The sequence below is a fragment of the Pseudooceanicola marinus genome, assembly GCF_002786295.1.
In the GTDB taxonomy this organism is placed as follows: domain Bacteria; phylum Pseudomonadota; class Alphaproteobacteria; order Rhodobacterales; family Rhodobacteraceae; genus Pseudooceanicola; species Pseudooceanicola marinus.
This window is the reverse complement of sequence record NZ_PGTC01000009.1, coordinates 232,588-256,378: the sequence shown is the minus strand read 5'-3', so window position 1 is coordinate 256,378 and position 23,791 is coordinate 232,588. Positions and strand designations below refer to the sequence as shown.

Sequence of the window (23,791 nt, the reverse complement as noted above, 5' to 3'; positions counted from 1 at the left end):
CAAGGGGGGCAGAGCCCCCCGCCCCCCTCTACGTCTCGCATCTTGCGCGACGGCGCGGCCCTTCAGCCCTCGCCCACGATCTGATCGTAGAGATGCCAGGTGGCGTGACCCAGAAGCGGCAGCACCAGGAAGAGACCCAGGAAGGCCGGGATCAACGCCAGGAAGGTCGCGACGGCAATGAAGATCCCCCAGCCCATCATCGGACCGGGATTCGCGGTCACGGTGCCGAAGCTGGTGATCATCGCGGTGACGAAATCCACCTCGCGATCCAGCAGCAGCGGCAGGGCGATCACCGTGATCATGTAGAGCAACAGGGCAAACCCCGCCCCCACGACCGAGCCGAAGCCCAGCATCATCAGCCCCTCCGGCGCCAGGAAGACTTCGACCGAGCTGGAGACATTGGTCATCACCGAAAGCCCCAGAAAGAGGGCAAAGATCATGTGGCCGAGGAAGAACCAGAAGAGCAGCAGAAAGATGATGATGGCGCAGATCGACGGCAGTTGCCGCCGCGACTGGCGCAGCACCACCGTCAGGATCGCGCGGCGATCCAGCGGCTGCCCGCGTTCCAGCCGGCGCGACACCTCATAAAGACCGACCGCGGCGAAGGGACCGGCCAGCGGGAAGGACAGGGCCGCGAAGATCAGCCAGTAGCTTTGCCCGGTGGCCAGGGTCACCCAGGCCAGGAGCCATCCGATCACCACGTAGACCCCGGCGAAGAACAGCCCCCAGACCGGCGCGCGTGTCAGGTCCGCCCAGCCCCGGCGCAGCGCTTCGCGCAGCATTCCGGCGGTCACGGGGCGCAGCGGCGGCACACCCTCTTCGGGCATCGCGTCTTCGGGCCGTGCGCCCGGCGTCATGGTGTCCATCCGTTTCCTCCTCCCTCACCTGCAACGGCGCGCCCCGACCCTCATCCGGCCGCCTCCCGGGCGCGGCGACAGGATGCCCCCCTTCTGCCGCGCCGATCAAGCTTTCCGTACGGGGCGCAACCGGCCGGGGACGCGCGCAGGCTTGCCCCGTTACCCGGCGCAGCCTAGGCTTCTTTCGCCTTATCCGAAGATTTCCGCAGGTTTTTCATGATCGCTTTTCCCTCGTTCCGCCGCCTTGCCCCTGCCCTTGCCCCCACGCTTGCCGGCCTTCTGGCCCTGGCCGCACCGCTGTCTGCCGCGCCCTGTGGTGACACCTCCGCCGGCTTCGCCGCCTGGAAGAGCGCCTTCGCGGAGGAGGCCCGCGCTGCCGGCATCGGGCCGGCCGGACTTTCGGCCCTGGCCGCCACGCAATATTCCCATGGCACCATCGGCGCCGACCGCAAGCAGACCGGCGTGCGCTATTCCTTCGAAGAGTTCAAACGGATCCGCGGCGTTGACTACATCGCCGCCGAGGGCCGGAAACGTCGCGCCCGCAATGCGGCCTTCTTCGATGCGCTGGAAGCGGAATACGGGGTGCCTGCCGGGATCCTCATTTCCATTCACGGGATGGAAAGCGGCTTTGGCCAGTTTTTCGGAAAATACCCGGTGATTTCCTCCAATGCGACGGTGGCCTATGATTGCCGTCGGTCGGAGTTCTTTACCGCGCATCTGCTGTCCGCGCTGAAAATGGTTGATCGCGGCTGGCTGCCCGCCGATGCCATCGGCGCCGCCCACGGCGAGATTGGCCATACGCAGTTCCTGGCCGGCAATGTGGTGAAATATGGTCGCGACGGCAATGGCGACGGGCGGGTCAACCTTTACGACGCGGCGGATGCGCTGGCCTCGACGGCGAACTACCTGCGCGGCCACGGCTGGCAGCCCGGTCAGCCCTACCACGAGGGCACGGCGAATTTCCGGGTGCTGAACGACTGGAACGCGGCCACGGTCTATCAGCAGGCCATCGCCTATGCGGCCGCCCGGATCGACGGCTGAAACAGTTGCGCCCGGCGCAGTTGCCGGGCCTCAGCCCGTGAAGACGACCCGCGACAGGCGCGCCTGGGTGTCGGCCAGGATCTGTTCAGCCTCTTCCATGTCGTGATGGGCGGCATAGGCCTTCATGTCCTCGACCACGTCGAGCATCCAGCTGCCGCCGTTCACACTTCCCGGAGGAAAGGAGCGGGTCCAGCCGCCTTTGTGCATGGTGCCGAAATGGCCCTTGATCACTACTTTCCGGTTCATTGCCCCACCTTTTCAGAAAACCCACGGGCGGGATCGAAAGAGAGCTTGGCCAGCCCCGCCCACACACAAACACTGCACGGCGCGCAGCCCCGGAACGTGCCCCGACACGCATCCGGCGGCGTCGCGCAACGTCCCGACGAAATCAAATGGATTTCACGCAGTACCGGATCAATCTACCCCATTCCCCCGTCCTGTCGCGCGACCTCCGCCGCGTGGGAACGAAATTGTGACCCGATGACGCAACCTTTCAGGCGTTATTGCCAGAGGGAATGGCGAATTTGATCAGGTTCGGCGCCCAAAAGTCTCGACCCGTCCCAATACATTGAATTGAGATTCGCAACCGTGACCATAAGGTAATGTAAATAGGGACTGAATTTCAGGGGCTCACCGCATTGCCGCAGCGACGCCGTAAAGGCACCGGGCCAGGCGGCCCGGGCCTCGCGCCGGGGCTTACTCGCCCGCAGCCTCGGCGCGGCTCTTGCCGGCGACGTTCTGCGCCAGGGTGGCCGCCATGAAACCGTCCAGGGCGCCGTCCAGCACGCCGGAAGTGTCGGAGGTCTCGTGGTTGGTCCTCAGGTCCTTCACCATCTGGTAGGGCTGCAGGACGTAGCTGCGGATCTGGTTGCCCCAGCCGGCGCTGCCCTTGCTGTCGTGGGCCTCGTTGATGGCCGCGTTGCGGCGATCCAGCTCCAGCTGGTAGAGGCGCGATTTCAGCGCCTTCATGGCGATGTCGCGGTTCTGGTGCTGCGACTTCTCCGAGCTGGTCACCACGATCCCCGTGGGGTGGTGGGTGATCCGCACGGCGGAGTCGGTGGTGTTCACGTGCTGACCGCCCGCGCCCGACGACCGGTAGGTGTCGATGCGGATGTCGGCGGGGTTCACCTCGATCTCGATATTGTCGTCGACCACCGGATAGACCCAGACGGATGCAAAGGAGGTCTCGCGCGTGCCCTTGCCGAAAGGCGAGATGCGCACCAGCCGGTGCACGCCGCTTTCCGACTTCAGCCAGCCATAGGCATTGTGGCCGGAAATCTTGTAGGAGCAGGACTTGATGCCCGCCTCGCCGCCGGCTTCCTCCGACTGCAGCTCCACCTTGTAGCCGCGCTTCTCGGCCCAGCGGACGTACATCCGTTGCAGCATCGAGGCCCAGTCGCAGGCCTCGGTGCCGCCGGCGCCGGCGTTGATCTCCAGGAAGGTGTCGTTGGCATCGGCCTCGCCGTTCAGCAGGGCTTCCAGCTCCTTCTCGGCGGCTTTCTCCTTCAGCGCCTTCAGCGCCTGCTCGGCCTCCGTGACGACCTCCTCGTCCTCTTCCATCTCGCCCAGCTCGATCAGCTCGACGTTGTCCGATAGCTCCTGCTGCAGGGCATTATGGGTGTCGATGGCATCGACCAGGGCCTGGCGGTCCTTCATCAGGGCCTGGGCCTTGGCGGGATCATCCCAGAGGTTCGGGTCCTCGACCCGGGCGTTGAACTCCTCCAGGCGGTGCTGGGCCGTGTCCCAATCCACCCGCTGGCGCAGCAGCTCCAGGGATTTCTCGATCTCGGTGACGGTGTTCTGTGCCTCGGCGCGCATCGTGGTTCCTTACTGGCAGGTCTGAGCCCGGGGTGTATCCCATGGCCCGGGGCGGAACAAGAGCGGGCCGCATCGCCGCACGCGGCGCGCAGCCCCTTGCAGCCACGCGCCCGGCCCCGTCTTCTCTTCGCCGAAAATACCCCCGGGGAGTCGCCAGCCTGGGGACCGGGGGGCGCAAAGCCCCCCGCGCCGTCATTCGGCTGCGCGGCGCTGCAGGCTAGTCAGTACAACCCGCCCGAGGACAGCGTACCGAAGCCTGCGTTCGGACCCACGGTGGCCGTTTCGCCCGTCGACGTCGTCACCTGGCGCTGCGCCTGGTTGCGCGCCTCTGCGGCGCTGTCGAACAACGGCAGGTCAGACCCCATGGCGAAGCCGCCATCGTAGAAGATGCCGAAGATCGGCTCCTCGCCATCGCGGAAGTATTCGGCGACGACATTGGCACCCGACGCCTCCTGCGGCAGACGCGCACCGGTGTAGCGGTCGATCTTGATGAAATGCCCACCCTCGGGGATCTCGAAGGGCCCGCCACCGAATTCCTTAACGGCCTCGGTCATGAACTCCTGGAAGACCGGACCGCAGAGCGTGCCGCCATAGCCGCGCCCGCCCAGCATGGGCCGGGGGGTGTCGTAGCCGATGTAGCAGCCCGCCACGATGTTGGAGGTGAAGCCGACGAACCAGGCGTCGCGGGCGTCGTTCGACGTCCCGGTCTTGCCCGCCGTGGGCACCGGCAGGTTGACGACGCGGGCCGCCGTGCCGCGCTGCACCACGCCCTGCATCATCGAGGTCAGCTGATAGGCGGTGATGGCATCCATCACCCGCTGGCGGTTGGGCAGGATCCGCGGGCTCTGGCTGGGCGTCAGGGACAGATCCTCGCAGTCGACGCAGATCCGCTGGTCGTGGCGATAGATGGTCTTGCCGTAGCGGTCCTGCACCCGGTCGACCAGGGTGGGTTCCACCCGCTCGCCACCGTTGGCGAACATCGCGTAGGCCGCCACCATCTTGTAAAGCGTGGTTTCCTCCGCGCCGAGGGAGTTGGCGAGATAGGGGCTCATATCGTCGTAGACGCCGAAGCGTTCGGCGTATTCCGCGACCACGTCCATGCCCACCTCGCGCGCCAGGCGCACGGTCATCAGGTTCCGCGACATCTCGATCCCGGTGCGCAGGGGCGTGGGTCCGTAGAACTTGTTCGACGAGTTCTTGGGCCGCCACAGGCCCTCGCCGGTGTCGATCTCGATCGGGGCGTCGATGACGATCGTGGCGGGGGTATATCCGCTGTCCAGCGCCGAGGCATAGACGAAAGGTTTGAAGCTAGACCCAGGCTGGCGACGCGCCTGGGTGGCACGGTTGAAGACCGAGTCCTGGTAGCTGAAGCCGCCCTGCATGGCGATGACGCGGCCGTTGTTGACGTCCATCGCCATGAAGCCGCCCTGCACCTCGGGCACCTGACGCAGCGACCAGTGGTCGAACTCGCCGCCGCTGGTCTTCACCTCGCGCACCAGGACGACGTCGCCGACCTCGAAGTTGTCGAAGAAGTCGCCGCGCAGCCACTGGATGTCGCTGCGGGGGACGGAGGTGCCGCGCGGATCGTCCAGCGCCACGTCCTCAATCCCGATGGTCAGGCTCTGGGCCGCGATCTCGCGCACCACCGCCGGCCGCCACTGGCCGCCCAGGTCGATGTCGCGCGGCACGTCGGCACTGTCCAGCGCCGCACGCCAGGCCTCTTCGCTGGCCAGCTGATCTTCGGTCAGCGCCGCGCCGGTGCCCCGCCAGACGCCCAGGTTGCGGTCCACCTCTTCCAGCTTGTGACGCAGCGCCCGGGCCGCGACGTCCTGCATGTCGGGATCGACCGTGGCGCGCACGGTGTAGCCGCCGGAGAAGAACTCTTCCTCGCCGAAGTCATCGGAGAGCTGGCGGCGGATCTCGTCGGTGAAGTAGTCGCGCGGCGGCAGCTGGTTGCGGTAGGGCTCGAAATCGCCCGCCTGAACGGAGCGCAGCGGCTGCGCCACCTCAGTCTCGTAGGTCGCCTGGTCGATATAGCCGTTTTCCAGCATCTCGCGCAGCACATAGTTGCGGCGCTGCGTGACCCGTTCACGCGCACGCACGGGATGGTAGTTGCTGGGCGCCTGCGGCATGGCCGCCAGCGTCGCGGCCTCATGCGGGGCCAATTCCGTCAGGGACTTGTTGAAATAGACCCGTGCGGCAGCCGTCACCCCGTAGGAGTTCTGGCCGAGGAAGATCTCGTTCAGATAGATGCCAAGGATCTCGTCCTTGGGCAGGCTTTCCACCAGGCGCGAGGCCAGGATGACCTCCTTCACCTTGCGCTCGATCCGCCGGTCACCGGACAGGAACAGGTTCTTGGCCACCTGCTGCGGAATGGTCGAGGCGCCGCGCACACTTTCGCCGCGGGTCTGGATCGCCTCGAAGATCGCGGCGGCGATGCCGCGCGGGTCATAGCCCGCGTGGGTGTAGAAGTTCTTGTCCTCCGCCGAGATGAAGGCGTTCTTCACCAGGTCGGGGATCTCCTCCGTGGGGGTATAGAGGCGGTGTTCGCGGGCAAATTCGTCGATCAGCTGCCCCTCGCCGGAATAGATCCGGGAGATGGATTTCGGCTGATACCGCGCCAGGGCTTCGTGGCTGGGCAGATCCCGGCCATAGACCCAGAAGATGGCGCCCACCGACAGGGCCACCATGGCAATGCCGGCGGTCACCAGGGTGAAAATACCGCCGAGGAAGGAAAGTACGAATCTGATCACGCGCCCGGGCCTCTCTGATTAGGCTCGACCATATAGACCGCGTGCCCATGACGGTCAAAACACATCCCCGCAAGGAGGCGTCACCGGCGGTCCGATGCTGCCGCTACTGCCGCGCGCGCAGCCTCCCCACCCCGCCATGGACGGGCGGAGGCGGATCCGCCCCGCCCTGCTACTTCAGCCGCAGGGGCGCCAGGGTGTCATCGGCGATCTTCCAGGCCTGGATGCCGTCGCGGATCGCATTGGCAAGGCGCGCACGGAACACCGGGTCAACCAGGTTCTCCCGGTCCCGGGGCGACGAGAGGAAGCCCGTCTCGATCAGGACCGACGGCACATCGGGCGCCTTCAGCACCGAATAGCCGGCAGCGCGGCGCGGGCGGGTGTTCAGCGGCATCCCCTCGCTGCGCAGCGCAAGGACGATGGCATCGGCCAGTTGCTCGCTGCGCGGCTGCGTCTGGGTCCGGGCCAGGTCCATCAGCACGCCGGCCACCTGGTCGTCGCTGTCGCTCAGGTCGATCCCCGCCAGCAGGTCCGCGCGGTCGTGACGTTCCGCCAGCAGGCGGCTGGCCTCGTCGCTGGCCGACCGCGCAAGGGTATGCACCGTGGTGCCAAGCGCCCGGCCGGAGGCCAAGGCGTCCGCGTGAAGCGACAGGAACAGGTCCGCCTCCAGCGCATGGGCCATGGCGACCCGCCCTTCCAGGCTGACGAAGCTGTCGTCCTCGCGCGTCAGATAGACCTCGGCACCGGAGCGCACCAGCGCCTCCTGCAACTCGCGGGCGAAGGTCAGCATCAGGTCGGCCTCGACCACGCCCGCACGCTCGGCGCCCGGGTCGATGCCGCCATGGCCCGGGTCCAGCAGGATGCGCATCGGCCCGTCAGGTGCCTTGGGCGGCACCTGCATCGGCAGGGCAACCAGACCCTCGCGGCCCCAGCCCGGGGTTGCGGGATAGCCCGAGAGCCGGGTGAACTCCTCCGCCGCCACGGGGCCGAACCGCGCGGTCAGCCGGGCGCGACCGCTGTCCTCGGTCAGGCGCAGGTCCGCCTCCTCCAGCGCCAGGGGCTCTGCCAGGTCGATCACCATGCGCGACCAGCCGGGGCGGAACTGCCCCATGCGCACCGCCGTCGCCAGGTCAGATTTCAGCAGGACCGCCGGATCGACGCCGCGCCAGTCAACCTCGCGGAAGTCCAGCACGATGCGACGCGGGTCCTCCAGCGTGAAAATGCGGTAGGGCACCCCCTGGCTGAGGTGCAGTGACAGCTCCAGCCGGCCGCGCCGGTCGCGGATCCCGCTGTCGCCCGGCAGGACCGTGGCGCGCGCGGTGAAGTCCTGTGCCATCGCGGTGCTGCCGGAAACGCCGGCCAGCGTCATGCCGGCGGTCACCACCAGCCACAGGGCGATCCGGCGCAGGGCCCCCGCGCCGTCCGGTCTCTTTCTCATGCACCCACCTCGTCTGCTCTGGCCCATCCTATCCGATCCCGGCGGCGGATCGAAGCCCCGGCGGCCCCCTGGGCCAGCCGCCGCCGTCGGGCACGCCACGTTGACAACGGGGAGCGGAATTGCAACCTGTGCCCCTCCCCGTCCGCCCCCTGCCGGAGCCCACCCCGATGCCCGCCGCCGCCCGTGATCCTGTTGCCCTGCCCGCGCTTCTGCCGCTCGGCCTGGACGGGGTGCTCGTGCGCTTCGGCACCACCTTCACCGAAGAGGGAAACCGGGCCGCCCGCGCCTTCGCGGCAGAGGCCGCGGCGCTGGACGGCGTGACGGAGGTCGTTCCGGCCCCGGCCTCGGTCCTGCTGCGCCTCGATCCTCGGGAACAGCCCGCCGCCCAGGTCCAAAGCGCCGCGCGCGCCCTGCTGGACAGCCACGACTGGCTGTCCCTGCCCGCCGCACCGGCCGCCCGGTGCTGGCACTTGCCGGTCTCCTTCGCGAAGGCGGATGCACCCGACCTGCCCGAGGTGGCCCGGATCACTGGCCTGCCCGAGGCCGACGTCGTGACCCGTATCCTGGCCGAACGGCCCCGCGTCCTGGCCATCGGCTTTGCCCCGGGGCAGCCCTACCTTGGCCAATTGCCCCCGGTCTTCGACCTGCCCCGTCGCGCACAGCTGCAGGACGTGCCCGCCGGGGCGCTGACCCTGGCGATCCGGCAGATGGTGCTGTTTTCAAACGCCTCGCCGACCGGATGGATGCAGATCGGCCGTGCCGCCTTCCGCCCGTTCCAACCGGACGCGACAGACCCGATGCCCCTGCGCACCGGCGACGAGATCCGCTTTCACGCCATCCCCGACGGCGAGTTGAAGGCCCTGGGTGAAGATCCGATGGGTGGCGCCCGGCTGGAGATCCTGTCGTGACCGGCGCCGCGCTGATCGTCTCCGCCCCCGGCCCGGCACTGACTGTCCAGGACCTGGGCCGCCCGGGCCGTGCGGGCCAGGGGCTGTCCCGCGGCGGGGCGCTCGACCCGCTGGCCCTATGGGAGGCCGCCGCCCTGCTGGGGCTGAAAGGCCCCGTGGCCTCGGTCGAAATGCCCGGCATGGGCGCCACCTTCGCGGTCACGGCGCCGATGCGCCTGGCGCTGACCGGGGCGCCGATGCAGGCGACGCTGGACGGCCAGCCGCTGGCCTGGCACGCCGCCCACCCGGTCCGCCCGGGCCAGGTCCTGCGGATCGGCGGCACCACCGGCGGCACGGTGGGTTACCTGACACCCGCTGGCGGCCTCGCCACGCCGCCCCTGATGGGCAGCCGCGCCGCGCACCTGGCCGCCGGGGTCGGCACCCTCCTGGCCGATGGCACCTCCCTGCCCACCGGGGACGACCCCATGCCGCACCGCCCGGCTTGCGCCCTGCGCCCCGAGCCACGCTTTGGCGGCGGGTCCCTGCGTCTGCTGCCCGGCCCGCAGACTCACCTTTTCAACCGCGCCCGGATGGAAAGCTTTCTGGCCGCGCGGTTCACCCGCGGCCCGCGCAGCAACCGCCAGGCCATCCAACTGCTCTGCGAGGCGGCGCAGGACTGGCACCTGGACGCCGGCGGCATGGCGTCCGAGCCGATCCAGGTCGGCGACGTGCAGATCACCGGGGATGGCACCCCCTTCGTGCTGGGTCCGGAATGCCAGACCATCGGCGGGTATCCCCGCCTCGGGTCCATCCATCCCGAGGACCTGCCCCGCCTGATCCAGGCCGACGCGCGCAGCCCGCTGCACTTCACCCTGCTCGACGATGCAGGAGCCGCCCCCCTGCCCGTGGCCCCTGCCGCGCGACTGAAGCGCCTGGCAGCCAACGTCACTCCGCTGCTGCGCGACCCGGCGCATATGCATGACCTGCTGGCCTACCAGCTGATCTCCGGCGTCACCGCCGGGGACGAGCTGGACCGCCCGTGATCCTGCGGCGCTCCGCAGAAATTATCTCAAATTTCACTTAGAATCTCCGGATTCCCAGGGGACTCTGCGGAACCACCCCCCGTGTGCGGCGTTTACTTATCCAAGACGGATGGAAACGCCTGAAGCGACACGAAAAACGGAGGTGTGCCATGATCTGGCCAATCACTTTCTTTGCTGTCGCGCTCATCGCCGGAATCTTCGGATACGCGGGGATCGCGGCAGCCTCTGCGGGGATCGCACAGATCTTGTTCCTGCTCTTTGCAGGTCTCGGGATCCTGTCGCTCCTGCTGCACATGACGGAGGATCAGAACCAAGACGAGTTCGACGAGAACTCTCGCGGGTACTGACCTCGGGCAGAGCAAGAAACGTCAACGAAAATGCCCCGCCGATCGCGAAGATCGGCGGGGCGTTTCTTTCGTCAAAACAGGGATATGGCGGGCACTCGGTACAGCCGGGACCCGCAGCATCCTCAGGTTTTCAGCGTCTCGGTGGAGGCGAAGAACATCGCCTGGCTGACAGCCGAGCGAACCTGGTCTTCGCGGTAGGGCTTGGAGATCAGGAAGGCGGGTTCGGGACGATCGCCGGTCAGCAGGCGTTCGGGGAAGGCCGTGATGAAGATCACCGGACGGTCGCCCAGCTCGCCCAGGATCTCGTTCACCGCGTCGATGCCGCTGGAGTTGTCGGCCAGTTGGATGTCCGCCATGATCAGGTCCGGCGTTTCCGCCTTGGCCAGATCCACCGCCTCACCGTGGGTGCGTGCCACGCCGGTGATCTTGTGACCCATTTCGGCCACCAGGGCCTCCAGGTCCATGGCGATGATCGCCTCGTCCTCGATGATCATGACCCGGCCGGAGACTGCGTCGGCCATCTCCTGGCGGGCGGTATCGAGAAGGGTCTCGACCTCGGATTCGTCGGTTCCCATAACGCTGGCCACCTCGCTTACGTTGAAATCTTCGATGGTGTGCAGCAGCAGCGCCTCGCGCGTGTTCGGGCTGAGCTTTGCCATGTGCCTCTGCGCCTGCGCCTCAAGCCCCGAAGCCTCGATGGAAACGGGGGCCCCGGAGCTGGCCCAGATCGTATGGAACACCTTGAAAAGGGCAACTTTCTCGCCAATGCCCCCTTCGAAGACCGACCGGTCCTGGAGGATCGCCTCCAACGTCGCGGCCGCATAGGCGTCACCGCTGGACTGCGCCCCCGTCAGCGCCCGCGCGTAACGGCGCAGGAAAGGCAGATGCGCACCGATCAGTGCAGCAAGATCACCGGTGTTCGATGCGTTGCCGGAAGAGACTGACATTTTATCCCCTTTTTTGCATTTTTCAGGAACCTAACTCCGGATGGCGCGTTGGGTTCCGCCAGCGATGAGAATTTCTCGGACTATCGAAAGAGGAACATGACATTGGGTCAGACAAAATCAAGCTCACACGGTGGGATCGACGACAACCTGCGTCGCGTGTTCCAATCCACTCTGGAAGAGGACATCCCCGACCGGTTCAAGGACCTGTTGCAGCAGCTGCAGAAGCAGGAGCCCCAGAGCGCTTCCGCTGACAACGAGGAGCACCGGGAATGACGACGCGAGCGACCTCCGCCAATGGCGGCGCCGGCGACGACACCAGCGGCCTGTCCGGCCCCAACCCGCGTGATGAGCTGGTCAATCACCTGCCCGCGCTGCGTGCCTTCGCCCTCGGTCTGACCCGGAACTCGGCCACCGCCGACGACCTTGTTCAGGACGCGATCGTGAAAGCCTGGACCAACATCGAGAAATTCCAGGTCGGCACCAACCTGCGTGCCTGGCTGTTTACCATCCTGCGCAATACCTATTACTCCTCGCTGCGCAAGACGCGCCGCGAAGTGGCGGATGTCGACGGCGTCTTTGCCGAAAGCCTGTCCGAGAAACCGGCCCATGACGGCCGCCTCGCGATGGCCGATTTCCGTACCGCCTTCAACCAGCTGCCCGACGAACAGCGCGAGGCGCTGGTCCTTGTCGGTGCCCTCGGCGCCTCCTACGAGGAAGCCGCGGAATCCTGCGGTGTGGCTGTCGGCACGATCAAGAGCCGTGCGAACCGTGGCCGCGCCAAGCTGGCCGAACTGATGAAGCTGAACGAAAATGAAGCCCTGGAACTGACCGACCCTGCCACGATGGCCGTGGTGACGTCGAAACCCATGACGGCTCGCTGACCGGCGGGAGCCCAAATGCCGCATAGCGCGAATACGCCCTGGTTCCGGTCGCTGTCCTTCCGGATCGCAGGTGTCCTCTCTCTGGCGCTGGTCCCCATCGGGTCCATCGCGATCTACCAGACCAACCAGGTCTCTTCCCAGGCCGAAGAAGTCACACGACTGTCCCTGCTGGCGCTGACCCAGCAGGGCGTCGAGGAAGAGCGCGCCGTGCTGCAACAGGCCTTCGGCGCGACAGCGGCGCTGGCGCGCATGATCCAGACCCAGGGCCCTGACGCGCCGGGCTGCCGCGAGGTGATGCAGGAGTTTAACGCCGCCATGCCGGATTTCAGCCTGGCGGCCTTCATCCCGGTCGACGGCCAGGTCAGCTGCTCCTCGCGCGGCGTGGGTCAGGACGTGTCCGAGCGGGCGTCGCATCTGGAAGCGATCCGTGAAAAGCGCCCTCGCGTCATGGTGGTGAACCACGGTGCGATCAGCGACACCTCCGTCCTTGTCGTGTCCCATCCGGTCGAGATTGACGGCACCTATGTCGGCTACACCGCGATCTCGGTGCCCCATGCCAACCTGAACCTGGCACATCAGCCCAGCTTCGGCGCCGCGCCTGACTACCTGATGACCTTCAATGCGTCCGGCGAGGTGCTGACCAGCAGCATCGAGGACGCCGCGCCGGACGGGGAAAGGACACAGAGCCTGTTGCCGATCCGCTCTTCGCTGGAGGATATGTCGCGGCTGGCACCGATGGTCTTCTCCGGGCAGAGCCGCGCCGAAGGCGATCAGCTTTATGTCGTCGTCCCGATCGTCGAGGACGAGGTCTTCGCCCTGGGCATCTGGCCCTCCTTCGAGAACATGAGCGACCAGATCCAGGTCCCCGTCATTCTCTTCCCGCTGCTGATGTGGATCGCCTCCGCCGTGGTCGGGCTGGTGGCCATCGACCGCATGGCCGGCCGCCATATCCGCCAGCTCAGCCGCCGCATGCGCCGGTTTGAACGGGTGCGCACCTTCGAGGGCCAACGCTCGATGCGCTATGCCGCCGATGAGCTGAAGAACATGGAAGAGGATTTCATCCTCATGGCCGAAACGATCCTGCACGACCAGGCGGAGCTGGAAAACGCCGTGCGCCAGCGCAACGTGCTGCTGAAGGAAGTGCACCACCGGGTGAAGAACAATCTTCAGCTGATCAGCTCGATCATGAACATGAACATCCGCCGCGCCCATTCGCCGGAGACCAAGGCCATCCTTTCCCGGTTGCAGGATCGCGTGCTCGCCATGGCGTCGATCCACCGCAACCTGCACCAGGTCGAAAGCCAGGGTCAGGTCAACGTGGGCAAGCTGGTGCGCGAAGTCGCGAACCAGACCCTGCAGGCCTCCGCCTCGGGCGGGCACCGGATCCGGGTCAAATACGACGTGGCCGACGTGATCCTCTACCCTGACCAGGCCGTGCCTCTGTCGCTGCTGGCTTCCGAACTGATGGCCAACGGGGTGAAATACACCGGTAGCGACCAGGGTCCGCCCTGGATGACCCTGACGCTGGTGCAGGAAGGGAACCGGGCGCGCCTGGTCGTCGTCAACTCCAAGGGCGCAGCGCACCACCTGGAAACCGATGGCGAAAGCACGGGACTGGGCAACCAGTTGATCCGCGCCTTTGCCACCCAGCTGGGCAGCTCGATCGAGATCAAGGAAACCGAGAAGGAATACCGCGCCTCGATCAGCTTCGAAGTTGCCAGCTTCCAGCCGGAACCGCTGGACTACTGACGCCGACCGGGCGGGCGCCGACGACGGCCCCGCCCGCTCACCCCGAAAGGAACGCACCCGATGTCCTTGCGCCACAGCTCCGTCATCCCCGCCCTGCCCTCTCCGCAGAACGAGGACGGAGAGACCCGCCTGCTGGGCGTCGAGGTGGAATTCGGCGGGCTGACCGAGGGCCGCGCCGCGGATATCCTGGCCGGAATGACGGACCGCGAGGTCACGCAGGGCGATGAGGACTACCGCGTCGAGGACACGCCCTTCGGCACCTGCAAGCTCTACATGGATACGGCCTATCGCAATCAGGATGACACCGCGCTTGGCCGGGCCGCCCTGGACCTGGCGCGCAACGTCGTGCCGGTGGAGTTGGTCACCTCCCCTTTTCCGCCCGACCGGCTGGGCGAGCTGGACGAGGTTCTGGCACGCTATCGCGCCGCCGGAGCCAGCGGCACCCATGGCGGGATCCTGCTGGGCTTCGGCGTGCATCTGAACGTGCAGATCGCCGCGCCCACGGCCGCGCATCTCTGGTCCGTCACCACCGCCTTCGCCATGGCCGAACCGCTGCTGCGCGACGCCTACGACCTGGACATGTCGCGCCGCGCCCTGCCCTTTGTCGATCCCTACCCGCAGCGCCTGCTGGATGTCCTGGCCCAGGGCTGTCCCGAGCGGCTGGATACCCTGGTCGAAAGCTACCTGGGGGCCACGCATTCGCGCAACCATGCGCTCGACATGCTGCCGATCTTCGCCCACCTGTGCCCGGACCTGACCCGCGACGCCCTGGCCCGTGGCGCGGGGGGCACCGTCTCGGCCCGGCCCGCCTATCACTACCGTATGCCCGATTGCCGTATCGACGAGCCAAGCTGGAGCCTGGCCGGCGAATGGGCCCTGTGGTGCGCCGTGGAACGGCTGGCTGAGGATCGCGACACGCTGGAGGCGCTCTGCACCCGTTGGCGGGCGATGCGCCAAGACCCGATGGAACGGCTGCGCCTGCAGCTGAACGGCTGGGTCGAGACCTCGGAAGACATCCTGACCCGCGCCGGCCATGGCGATCTGCGGCAGCTGGCCGAGGCGCTGCGTTCATGAGCCTGCTGTTCGGCAAGCGGGATGGCCCGCGCCCGAGGATCGGCGTCACCGTCTCGGCCCGCTCGGCCTGGCGGATCTTTCCGCTGATCCGCCTTCAGGTGGCCCTGGCGGGCGGCAAGGCCCTGCGCTGGATCCGGGAGGATGAGGTCGATCTGGACAAGGTCGACGGCGTGGTCATCGGCGGTGGCGATGACATTGCGCCGATGCTCTACGGCGGCGAGGTCCGTGCGGGCGTCACTCTGGACCCGGCCCGCGACCGGATGGAATCGCGGGTGATCGAAAAGGCCCGTGGCCATGGCCTGCCCGTTCTTGGCATCTGCCGCGGCGCCCAGATGCTGAACGTGGTGCTGGGCGGCACGCTGCACCAGGATGCCTTCGAGGTCTACGACAGTTCGCGCCGCTACCGGACCATCCTGCCCCGCCGCAAGGTCGAGGTGCTGCCCGGGACCCGCCTGGCCGACCTGGCCGGCACCGAACCGATGAAGGTCAATGCCCTGCACAGCCAGGCGGTGAACCGGCTGGGCGACGGGCTGCGCCTGTCGGCCCGCGACCAAGGCGGCATGCCCCAGGCCCTCGAAAGCCTGTCGGATCCCTTTGCCATCGGTGTGCAATGGCACCCCGAACACCTGGTCTACGCCCGCCGCCAGCGCCGCATTTTCCGCGCCCTCGTGTCCGCCGCGCGCGCCCGTCAGAAGGGCCTTGGGCAGATGCAGGAAGTCGACCGCATGCCCGCTGTCGACGCGCCGACAACTTTTTTCGAGAAATCCTGATTTTTCTTGGAACCCATTCCGGGGCCGCGCGTTAGCTTCCCGTCCGATGTCCTCGTCCCGTACAGATAGTGCATCGGTTCTGGGGTCGTGTTTTTTCCTCGTCTCGCCCCCGGACTTGGCACCGGAGACATGTCCCCCCGTCTCCGGTGCCCTACCCCCCCCTTTTATCTGCCGAGACAGGCTCGCTTCCCAGACAGGCGAACGTCCGTCGTCATCCCCGGCGCGTCGTGCGCCGCGCGCGCCCCAGGGCGCGGTTGTAGGCCGTGGGGGCCACGCCGAAACGCGCCTTGAAGCAGCGCGAGAAATGCCCGACCGAGCCATAGCCACAGGCGGTCGCCACGTCGATCAGCTCCAGGTCGGTCGAGCTCAGCAGCATCCGCCCGTGGTCCAGTCGCAGCCCGCGGTAGAACTCCCCCGGAGTCTTGCCGAAGACCGACATGAACAGCCGCTCGATATGGCGCCGGGAATAGCCCGAGGTCAGCGCCAGCTCTTCCATGGTCAGCGGATCTTCGAGGTGGGATTTCATCAGCTCCACCATCGACAGCAGGCCCGGGTGACGGGTGCGGATCAGCACAGAGGTCGAGCTGCGCTGCTCTTCCTCGCGGCCCACGGCCACCTTTCGCAGGCACATCTCCGACACCATCGCGGCGAAGGCCTCGCCATGGTCCCGGCCGATCAGGTCCAGCATCATGTCGATGGCCGCCGAGCCGCCGCCGCAGGTCATCAGGCGACCGTCGATCTCGTACTTGGTTTCCTTGGGCAGCAGATCGGGGAAATGGGTGCGGAAGGCGGGCAGGTTTTCCCAGTGCAGGGTGAAGGCCTTGTCGCCCAGCAGGCCCGCGCGAGCCAGTGCCACGGCGCCGGTGCAGATCCCGCCCACCATGCCGCCGAAGCGGTGGTGGCGCTGCACCGCGCCCACCACGGCCGGCGTCATCGCCTCTGCCGCCGGGTTGCCGGAACAGACGAAAAGGCCCGTGTCGCGCGGCAGCTTGTCGATTGCCCCTTCGACCCCGATCGGGATGCCGGAGGAGGAATAGACCGGCTCACCATCCACCGACAGCACACGCCACTGATACAGCGGCTGCTGCGACAGCTGGTTGGCGATGCGCAGCGCCTCGACCGCGGCCGAAAAGGCCAGCAGGGTGAACCCGGGCACCAGCAGGAAGGCGAAGACGGTCGACGTCTCCGGCGCCGGCAAGGGGAAGAAGGCATCGCCCTGCGGAACCACGGGGGCGGCGGTGGTGAAGCGGTCCTTGAAACTGTTTTCCACGGGATCGGCCTCCTGCTGTGCCTTGGCGGCATGGGGATCTGGATCGGATGACGGTGCGGCACCCTGCGCATCCGTGTGACGTCAGCATGACAGATCGGTCAAGACAGAAGCGCGCGAGGCGGCCCCTTTCCCCGAAAACTCGCCCACCGGACGGGCATCAGATGCCCCTGGGCCCTGTTTAAGAGGGGCACGCCGTTGCCACGACGCGCCGCCCGCAGGGCCGTGGCGAATCTCTCCCCGCTCACTCCCGCGGCGGTGGCATCTCCGGCACGCCGCCCAGATGCAGGCTCAGCGCGTGGGCCGCCTCACGCACCTGGGCGCCCACCTCCGGGATCCGTGCCAGGGTCAGCCGCACCGCCAGGGCAGAGATGGAAATGGCGCAGACCGGCTCACCGCTGGCCGCCCAGACCGGGGCGGCGACGCAGCGCAGGCCGGGATTGCGTTCCTCGTCGTCCACCGCGTAGCCACGTTCGCGGACCTGTCGGATGTCGGCCATCACCGCCTGAAGCGAGGTCAGGCTGTGCGGCGTCATCGGCGGCAGGCCGGTGCGCGCGACCAGCGCCGCGATCTCGGCATCGGGCCAGGTGGCGAGCAGCGCCTTGCCCATGCCCGAACAGACGATGGGCGCCTGCCCGCCCGGCGGCGCGATGGCGCGTACGATCTCGCGGCTTTCCACCTGGCTGATGGTGACCAGGTGGTCATTGTCCAGCACGCCCAGGTTCGCCGTCTCGCGCGTCAGGTCGCGCAGTCGCCGCAGGTAGGGCATCGCCGGCACGGCAAAGCTGCGCCGCCGCCCGTAGGTGCTGCCCACGGCGAAGGCGGTGCGCCCCACGTGCCAGGCCGCGCTGTCGGGATCGCTGTGGGCAAAGCCCCGCCCCTCCAGCGTGGTCAGCAGCCGGTGCGTGGTCGACACCGCCAGCCCCGACAACCGCGCCAGATCGCTGGCCCGCAGGCCATCCTCGTTCTGTGACAGCAGTTCCAACAGGTCGAGCGCACGGCCGACCGATTGGACTCCATCCTGACCGGATGTCGCCATGTATACCTCCCTCAATGAAACATCGCCTCCCACGATGTGGGAAAGTCTGCCGATCCCTCTGCGAGGATCAAGAAAAATAGTGTATCCATGATTCAACGACGATACTGGCGGTCAGGAATCGCCTGTGGCGGGCGAAGGAGGTGTATACATCCTTCGCAGTAATAGGCCGTGACCGCGCGGACGGGAGACCGCGACGGACCGGCACGCAACACGACGCGACCCATGGCAGACAAGGCCCTGCCAGCGCGTCAGACGACCAGACCGCGGGCGGCTGATCGCCCCGCCCCGGTCCTGCCATCCGACGGCGCCGCGGACCTTTGAGGAGGGGTCCGGGTACAGACGCCCGAAGACGGCCTCGCCGGTTCCAGGGATGCCTGCCCCGAACCGGCTCCCCGGCGGTCCACATGGGAGGAAGACATGAAACCTGGAATGACCAAGACCCCCGGCGCCCTGGCGGCGTCGGCCCTGACGGCGATGCTGGCGCTAACCGCGCCGGCCGGCGCGCAGGTGCTGGATCTCGACGGCAAGACCGTGACCCTGGTCCACAACGCCTCGCCCGGCGGCGCCACCGGCCTCAGCGCGCAGGTGCTGGCCGATGCCTGGGCGCAGACCATGGCGGGCAACCCCACCATGGTCGTGCAGTCGGTGGCCGGCGGCGCCCTGACCAAGGGCATCGACCACGTGATGGAGGCGCGACCCGACGGTCTGACCCTGGGCTACCTGGCCTGGCAGGGCACGACGCGGATCCTCGATCCGGAAATCCTGCAGATCCCCTTCGAGGAGTTCGGCACCATCGCCGGCATCGGCGGGTCCAACTTCCTGGTGCATGCCCGCACCGACCTCGGCGGCGGTCTGGAAGGCCGGGACGAGTTCGCCAGCCTCGAAAGCGTCAAGGTCGGCGGCTATTCCCCCAAGATGACCCAGGGCATGCAGACCCTGGCCGCGCTCGACCTGCTGGGCGTCGACTGGTCCTATGTCTCCGGCATGTTCGGCGACGGGCCCCTCTACGCCGCGCTGCAACGGGGCGAGATCGAGGCCTACCCCGCCACCACCGCGCAATACATGAACGAGCTGGAGGCTGGCCCGATCGCCGATGGCACCTCCATGGCGGTCTGGCAGATGGGCCCGATCCTGGAAGATGGCACCATGAAGAAGGACCCCGCGCTGGAGGGTATCCCGACGGTGGGCGAATACATCGAGGCCGCCACCGGTGCCGCGCCCGAGGGGCCGATGTGGGACGTGGTCATGTACCACGCCGAAGCCTCCGCGCCCGTGAACTGGATCGTCGTGGCGCCCCCCGGCACCCCGGAAGAGCACCTGGCGATGCTGCGCGAGAGCTTCGACGCGGCGGTGGCCGACGCGGCCTACCTGGAACAGGCGACGAAGGTCTACGGCTCGCCCCCCAACATCGTCAACGCCGAGGAGATGAGCGGCATCATCGCCGACGTGCAGAACACCCCCGAAGAGATCAAGGACGCCATGCGCGGCCTGATCGACCGGATGGAGCGGTAAGGGCCGGCGCGCCCTTTCCGCCCTCATCGCAGGCCCCGGCGGATCCGGCCGTGCGGTCCCGCCAGCCATGGCGGGCCGTGACCGGAGGGGGCTTGCCCATCCGACCCTCCCGCGCCCGGGGCCTCCTGCCCTGGCCGGCCTCCGGGCGCGGGCCCTCGACCTTCTTACGGGCTGACGTCTCATGTTCGATTCCTTCCTGGCGGGGCTGGGCCTTGTCCTGACCTTTCCAACCTTTTTCTACCTGCTGGCGGGCATCGCCGTGGGGCTCTGGCTGGGCGTGGTGCCGGGCCTGGGCGGCGTGACCGGCATGGTCGTGCTGCTGCCGCTGACCTTCGGCATGGATCCGGCGGCGGGGCTGGCAATGCTCCTGGGGCTTTTCGCCGTGGTCTCGACCTCGGACACGATCACCTCGGTCATGCTGGGCATCCCCGGCACCATCGCCAGCCAGGCCACCGTCATCGACGGCAATGCCATGGCCAAACGCGGGCTGGCGCAGACCGCCTTCGGCGCGGCCTTCGCCAGCTCCGCCTTCGGCGGCGTGCTGGGCGGGTTGGCCATGGCGGCCTCCCTGCCCTTCGCGCTGTGGATCATCCTGGCCTTCGGCTCGCCCGAGTTCTTCCTGCTGTCCCTGCTGGGCCTGCTGATGGTGGGCGCGGTCAGCGGCAACGCGATCTCGAAGGGGCTGGGCGCCGCCGCGCTCGGCCTGATGCTCAGCCAGATGGGCTACCCGGTGGCGAGCTCCATGCCGCGCTACTTCTTCGATCAGCGGGTATTGCTGGACGGGCTGCCGCTGGTGCCGGTGATCCTCGGGCTGTTCGGCCTGCCCGAGATGATGGACCTGGCCGCCCGGCGCAGTGCCATTGCCCATATCAGCGACACCCGCGCCGAAGACGACGGCATCCTGAACGGCATCCGCCAGGCGATCCGCAACCGCTGGCTGGTGGTGCGCTGTTCGCTGATGGGGGTCTACGTGGGAATGCTGCCGGCGATCGGCTCGTCGGTGGTGGACTGGCTGGCCTATGGCCATGCCACCCAGGGCGCCAAGGACCGCAGCCAGTTCGGCAAGGGCGACGTGCGCGGCGTGATCGCGCCGGAGGCGGCCAACAATGCCGTGCTGGGCGGGTCGCTGATCCCGACGCTGGCCTTCGGCATTCCGGGCTCAGGCGCCATGGCCGTCCTGCTGGGGGCGCTGACGATCCACGGCTTCTCGCCGGGGCGCAACATGCTGGGCGAGAACCTGGACACCACCTTCTCCATGGTCTGGACGATCATCATCGCCAATATCATCGGCGCCGCCGCCCTGATGATCTGGGGCCGCCAGGTGGCCCGCGCGGCCTTCGTCGACGGCAACTTCATCGTGCCCGCCGTGATCCTGTTCATCTTCATGGGCTCCTGGGTCTGGGAACCGGGCATGTTCACCTGGATCACCCTGCTGGGCGTGGGCCTGCTGGGTTACGTGCTGAAGGCCGCGGGCTGGCCACGCCCGCCCTTCATCCTGGGCTTCGTGCTGGGCCCGGTGCTGGAAAGCGCGCTGTCGATCACCTGGCAAAGCTACACGCCGATGGAGGTCATCAGCCGGCCCACCGTGATCGGCCTGGTTCTGGTGCTGGGCGTCGTCTTCGCCTTCGCCCTGCGCTCGACCCGGCGCGGCCTGGCGGAGCACTCGATCGAGAACACGGTGGAAACGAAGGCGAGCCTGCTGCTCTCCTCCGGCCTCGCCGTGCTGCTGGCGATGGTCTTTGCCGGGGCGGTCTGGATGGCGCTGGACTGGAAGCTGCTGGCGAAGCTCTCGCCCATTTCCTTCGGGGTGGCCGGGCTGGTCATCATGGGCTTCGTCCTGCTGCAGGACCGTGTCCGGCTGGGCCGCATCGCCGCCGCCCGGGCCGCGGGCGACCAGTCGGCAGGAGGCACGCTGGCCGGGTTCGTGGCCGACCACGGGCGGCAGATGACCCTGCTGGCGGCGGTGACCCTGATGGTCGCCCTGACCCCCTGGATCGGCACCTACGCGGCGATCCTCGGCTTTGCCGGCCTCTACGCCGCGCTCTGGGGGCGGTTCCGCTGGTGGATCGTGGCCCTCTACACCGCCGCGATCGGGCTGGTCCTCTACGGGCTTTACGACCGCGTGCTGCACACCCCCTTCGAACTTCCCTTCTTCATGTAACCGCAGGAGACCGAGACATGCTGACAGAGCTCGATCCGAAGACAGAGACCGCCGCCGGACCCCTGAAGGGCCTTGGCGCCATCGACTGCGACGTGCATCCGCGCAGTCCCGAACAGGCCGACCTGATGCCGTTCATGGACAGCTACTGGCGCGACATGCTGCCCTATCGCGACATCGGCCACATGGAGCTGACCTCCTACCCCTTCGCCACCAAGCCCTTCCGGGCCGAAGGCGCGGACGGCGGCGTCGCCACCCCCGCACGGCTGGCCGAGGCGCATCTGGATCCGCTGGGCCTGTCGGCGGCGGTGCTGAACGTGGTGAACGGGGTGCAGGCGCTGTTCGATCCCTACATGCAGACGGCGATGTGCCAAGCCACAAACCGCTGGCTGGCCGCCGAATGGCTGGATCACGATCCGCGCCTGCGCGGCTCTCTGCTGGTGCCCTTCCGCCACGTGGAGGAGGCCGTGGCGGAGATCCGGCGCTATGCCGACGACAAGCGTTTCGTGCAGGTGCTGGCGATCTGCATGGGCGACGGGTTGCTGGGGCAGCGCGACTACTGGCCCATCTGGCGCGCCGCCAGCGAGGCGGGTTTCGCCCTGTCGATCCACCCGGGCAGCAACTATCGCCATGCGCCCACCCAGGCGGGCTTCCTCAGCTATCTGGTGGAGGAACAGGTGACCTGGACCCAGGGCTTTGCCAGCCAGACGGCCAGCCTGCTGTCCGAAGGGGTGCTGACCGAGTTTCCCGACATGAAGGTCGTCATGGCCGAAAGCGGCATCTCCTGGCTCTTCGGCCTGTCCTGGCGGATGGCCAAGGACTGGCGCGGCAGCCGGGTGGAGGTGCCCTGGCTGAAGGAAAGCCCCGAGGTGGTACTGCAACGCCAGCTGCGGTTCACCCTGCATCCCTTCGACCTGCCCGACGATCCCGAGGAGGTCGCGGCCGTCATCGACTGCGTAGGCGGGTCCGACATGCTGCTGTTCTCCTCGGACTTCCCACACGACCAGGGGCCGCGCGCCGCGCTCTGGCCGGCCGGGCTGGCGCCCGATCTGGCCCCGGCGATCTGCCGCGACAACATCCTTGCCACCTACCCCAGACTGGAGGTGTGACATGTCCGTCACCGAACTGGAAAAGACCGAAACCACCGAGGCGAAGCTGGGCATCGTCGATTGCGACATCCACCCGGCCCTGACGACGCGGGGCGAGATTGCCGCCTTCCTGCCGCTGCGCTGGCGCGACCATGTCCGCGACTGGGGGATGCGATCGGGCGGACCCTTCGCCGGGGCCCTGCAATATCCCCGCATGGGCCACGGCATGCGCCAGGACAGCTATCCGCCCGACGGCGGTGCGCCGGCGTCCAACCTGGCCTTCATGCAGACGCAGTTGCTGGATGATCTGAACATCGAATTCGGCCTGCTGCATGCCCTGAACGCCGGCCCCTCGCTGCAGAACCAGGAGCTGGGCGCGGCGGTCTGTTCAGCCTTCAACGACTGGCAGATCGACAAGTGGCTGTCGAAGGAGCCGCGGCTGAAAGGCGGCATCTCGATCCCGCAGGAGGACACCGCCGCCGCCCTGCGCGAGATCGACGAACGCTCGAAGGACCCGCGCTTCGTGCAGGTGGCCTTCGTGCCCCGGTCCATGGAACCGGCCGGGCGCCGCCGCTACTGGCCGATCTACGAAAGGGCCGAGGCGCTGGATCTGCCCATCGGCGTGCATTCCGCCGCAACCGGCTGGCGCGCCAATTCGGGCGCGGGCTGGGGAAGCTTCTACGTGGAGGAGCACTACGGTTTCGCCCACACCGCACAGACCATGCTGACCTCGATGATCTTCGAGGGCGTCTTCGAGCGCTTCCCGAAACTGAAGGTGGTGCTGGTCGAAGGCGGCTTTGCCTGGCTGGCGCCGCTGATGTGGCGCATGGACCGTGAATGGGAACGCATGCGCGAAGAGGTGCCCCATGTCACCCGGCGCCCCTCGGACTACGTGAAATCCAACGTCTGGCTGACCACCCAGCCGGTGGAGGAGCCGCCGAACGTGCGCCACATGACCCACCTGCTGAACTGGATCGGCTGGGACAAGCTGATGTTCTCCACCGACTACCCGCACTGGGATTTCGACCACCCCGACCGCGCCTTCCGCGTCGGCATGTCCGAGGAGGCCCGGCGCGGCATCCTGCGCGACAATGCCCTGGGCGTCTACAACCTGACCTGAAGGAG

Annotated in this window: 21 protein-coding genes; 13 read left to right on the top strand and 8 right to left on the bottom strand. The window is 67.6% G+C overall.

The annotated features are described in order from the left end of the window. Positions 1–62 precede the first annotated feature (62 nt). Positions 63–866 (bottom strand): DUF2189 domain-containing protein, encoded by an 804-nt coding sequence (locus CVM50_RS02425; RefSeq protein WP_408634035.1) that lies wholly within the window; start codon positions 864–866, stop codon positions 63–65. A 207-nt stretch (positions 867–1,073) separates the two neighbouring features. Here CVM50_RS02425 and CVM50_RS02420 point away from each other — a divergent pair, with 207 nt between their 5' ends. Next, a complete protein-coding gene (locus CVM50_RS02420; protein ID WP_085886289.1) occupies positions 1,074–1,898 on the top strand; it encodes a lytic murein transglycosylase in 825 nt (274 codons plus the stop codon). A gap of 30 nt (positions 1,899–1,928) precedes the next feature. On the opposite strand, the gene CVM50_RS02415 is transcribed toward CVM50_RS02420, so the two are convergent. From CVM50_RS02415 to CVM50_RS02400, 4 genes are all read right to left on the bottom strand, one after another. Then, on the bottom strand, positions 1,929–2,144 hold the full coding sequence (locus CVM50_RS02415; RefSeq protein WP_085886290.1) for a hypothetical protein: 216 nt from the start codon (positions 2,142–2,144) through the stop codon (positions 1,929–1,931). A 450-nt stretch (positions 2,145–2,594) separates the two neighbouring features. Continuing rightward, the gene (gene prfB / locus CVM50_RS02410) at positions 2,595–3,716 is read right to left on the bottom strand and encodes a peptide chain release factor 2 (RefSeq protein ID WP_085886291.1); all 1,122 of its coding nucleotides are present in this window, start codon (positions 3,714–3,716) and stop codon (positions 2,595–2,597) included. 221 nt (positions 3,717–3,937) lie between these two features. Beyond that, entirely contained in the window at positions 3,938–6,469 is a 2,532-nt protein-coding gene (locus tag CVM50_RS02405; RefSeq protein WP_085886292.1) for a penicillin-binding protein 1A, read from the bottom strand. 169 nt (positions 6,470–6,638) lie between these two features. After that, entirely contained in the window at positions 6,639–7,904 is a 1,266-nt protein-coding gene (locus tag CVM50_RS02400; protein ID WP_232618129.1) for an N-acetylmuramoyl-L-alanine amidase, read from the bottom strand. A gap of 167 nt (positions 7,905–8,071) precedes the next feature. Here CVM50_RS02400 and CVM50_RS02395 point away from each other — a divergent pair, with 167 nt between their 5' ends. The 3 genes from CVM50_RS02395 (at position 8,072) to CVM50_RS02385 (ending at position 10,181) form a co-directional block, all read left to right on the top strand. Beyond that, positions 8,072–8,812, top strand: coding sequence for a 5-oxoprolinase subunit B family protein (locus CVM50_RS02395; protein ID WP_085886293.1), 741 nt, complete (start codon positions 8,072–8,074; stop codon positions 8,810–8,812). Further along, entirely contained in the window at positions 8,809–9,834 is a 1,026-nt protein-coding gene (locus CVM50_RS02390; RefSeq protein WP_085886294.1) for a 5-oxoprolinase subunit C family protein, read from the top strand. Before CVM50_RS02395 ends, CVM50_RS02390 begins: the two co-directional genes overlap by 4 nt. Positions 9,835–9,983: 149 nt before the next feature. Then, entirely contained in the window at positions 9,984–10,181 is a 198-nt protein-coding gene (locus tag CVM50_RS02385; RefSeq protein WP_085886295.1) for a DUF1328 family protein, read from the top strand. 122 nt (positions 10,182–10,303) lie between these two features. Here CVM50_RS02385 and CVM50_RS02380 read toward each other — a convergent pair whose 3' ends face one another. Then, positions 10,304–11,128 carry a response regulator gene (locus CVM50_RS02380; protein WP_085886296.1) on the bottom strand — a complete coding sequence of 275 codons (825 nt, stop codon included), beginning with the start codon at positions 11,126–11,128 and terminating at the stop codon, positions 10,304–10,306. A 96-nt stretch (positions 11,129–11,224) separates the two neighbouring features. Between CVM50_RS02380 and CVM50_RS21670 the strand changes: the two genes are divergently transcribed. Genes CVM50_RS21670 through CVM50_RS02360 form a run of 5 tightly spaced genes read left to right on the top strand, consistent with a single transcriptional unit; the run spans position 11,225 to position 15,602 of the window. Further along, a complete protein-coding gene (locus CVM50_RS21670) occupies positions 11,225–11,401 on the top strand; it encodes a NepR family anti-sigma factor (protein ID WP_159457045.1) in 177 nt (58 codons plus the stop codon). A gap of 50 nt (positions 11,402–11,451) precedes the next feature. Continuing rightward, positions 11,452–12,009 (top strand): RNA polymerase sigma factor, encoded by a 558-nt coding sequence (locus tag CVM50_RS02375; protein ID WP_085886632.1) that lies wholly within the window; start codon positions 11,452–11,454, stop codon positions 12,007–12,009. A gap of 15 nt (positions 12,010–12,024) precedes the next feature. Further along, positions 12,025–13,758 (top strand): sensor histidine kinase, encoded by a 1,734-nt coding sequence (locus tag CVM50_RS02370; RefSeq protein ID WP_085886297.1) that lies wholly within the window; start codon positions 12,025–12,027, stop codon positions 13,756–13,758. Positions 13,759–13,818: 60 nt separating this feature from the next. Then, entirely contained in the window at positions 13,819–14,832 is a 1,014-nt protein-coding gene (locus CVM50_RS02365; protein WP_085886298.1) for an amidoligase family protein, read from the top strand. After that, the gene (locus CVM50_RS02360; protein WP_085886299.1) at positions 14,829–15,602 is read left to right on the top strand and encodes a gamma-glutamyl-gamma-aminobutyrate hydrolase family protein; all 774 of its coding nucleotides are present in this window, start codon (positions 14,829–14,831) and stop codon (positions 15,600–15,602) included. The genes CVM50_RS02365 and CVM50_RS02360 overlap by 4 nt, the downstream gene beginning before the upstream one ends. A gap of 211 nt (positions 15,603–15,813) precedes the next feature. Here CVM50_RS02360 and CVM50_RS02355 read toward each other — a convergent pair whose 3' ends face one another. Then, positions 15,814–16,872, bottom strand: coding sequence for a GlxA family transcriptional regulator (locus CVM50_RS02355; RefSeq protein WP_085886300.1), 1,059 nt, complete (start codon positions 16,870–16,872; stop codon positions 15,814–15,816). A 241-nt stretch (positions 16,873–17,113) separates the two neighbouring features. Next, on the bottom strand, positions 17,114–17,908 hold the full coding sequence (locus CVM50_RS02350) for an IclR family transcriptional regulator (RefSeq protein ID WP_085886301.1): 795 nt from the start codon (positions 17,906–17,908) through the stop codon (positions 17,114–17,116). A gap of 417 nt (positions 17,909–18,325) precedes the next feature. On the opposite strand from CVM50_RS02350, the gene CVM50_RS02345 reads away from it, so the two are divergent. The 4 genes from CVM50_RS02345 (at position 18,326) to CVM50_RS02330 (ending at position 23,786) form a co-directional block, all read left to right on the top strand. Next, on the top strand, positions 18,326–19,420 hold the full coding sequence (locus CVM50_RS02345) for a type 2 periplasmic-binding domain-containing protein (RefSeq protein ID WP_157792117.1): 1,095 nt from the start codon (positions 18,326–18,328) through the stop codon (positions 19,418–19,420). Positions 19,421–19,601: 181 nt separating this feature from the next. Then, a complete protein-coding gene (locus CVM50_RS02340; protein WP_085886303.1) occupies positions 19,602–21,581 on the top strand; it encodes a tripartite tricarboxylate transporter permease in 1,980 nt (659 codons plus the stop codon). 17 nt (positions 21,582–21,598) lie between these two features. Beyond that, on the top strand, positions 21,599–22,687 hold the full coding sequence (locus tag CVM50_RS02335; RefSeq protein WP_085886304.1) for an amidohydrolase family protein: 1,089 nt from the start codon (positions 21,599–21,601) through the stop codon (positions 22,685–22,687). A gap of 1 nt (position 22,688) precedes the next feature. Next, the gene (locus CVM50_RS02330; protein ID WP_085886305.1) at positions 22,689–23,786 is read left to right on the top strand and encodes an amidohydrolase family protein; all 1,098 of its coding nucleotides are present in this window, start codon (positions 22,689–22,691) and stop codon (positions 23,784–23,786) included. The last annotated feature ends 5 nt before the right edge of the window (positions 23,787–23,791 follow it).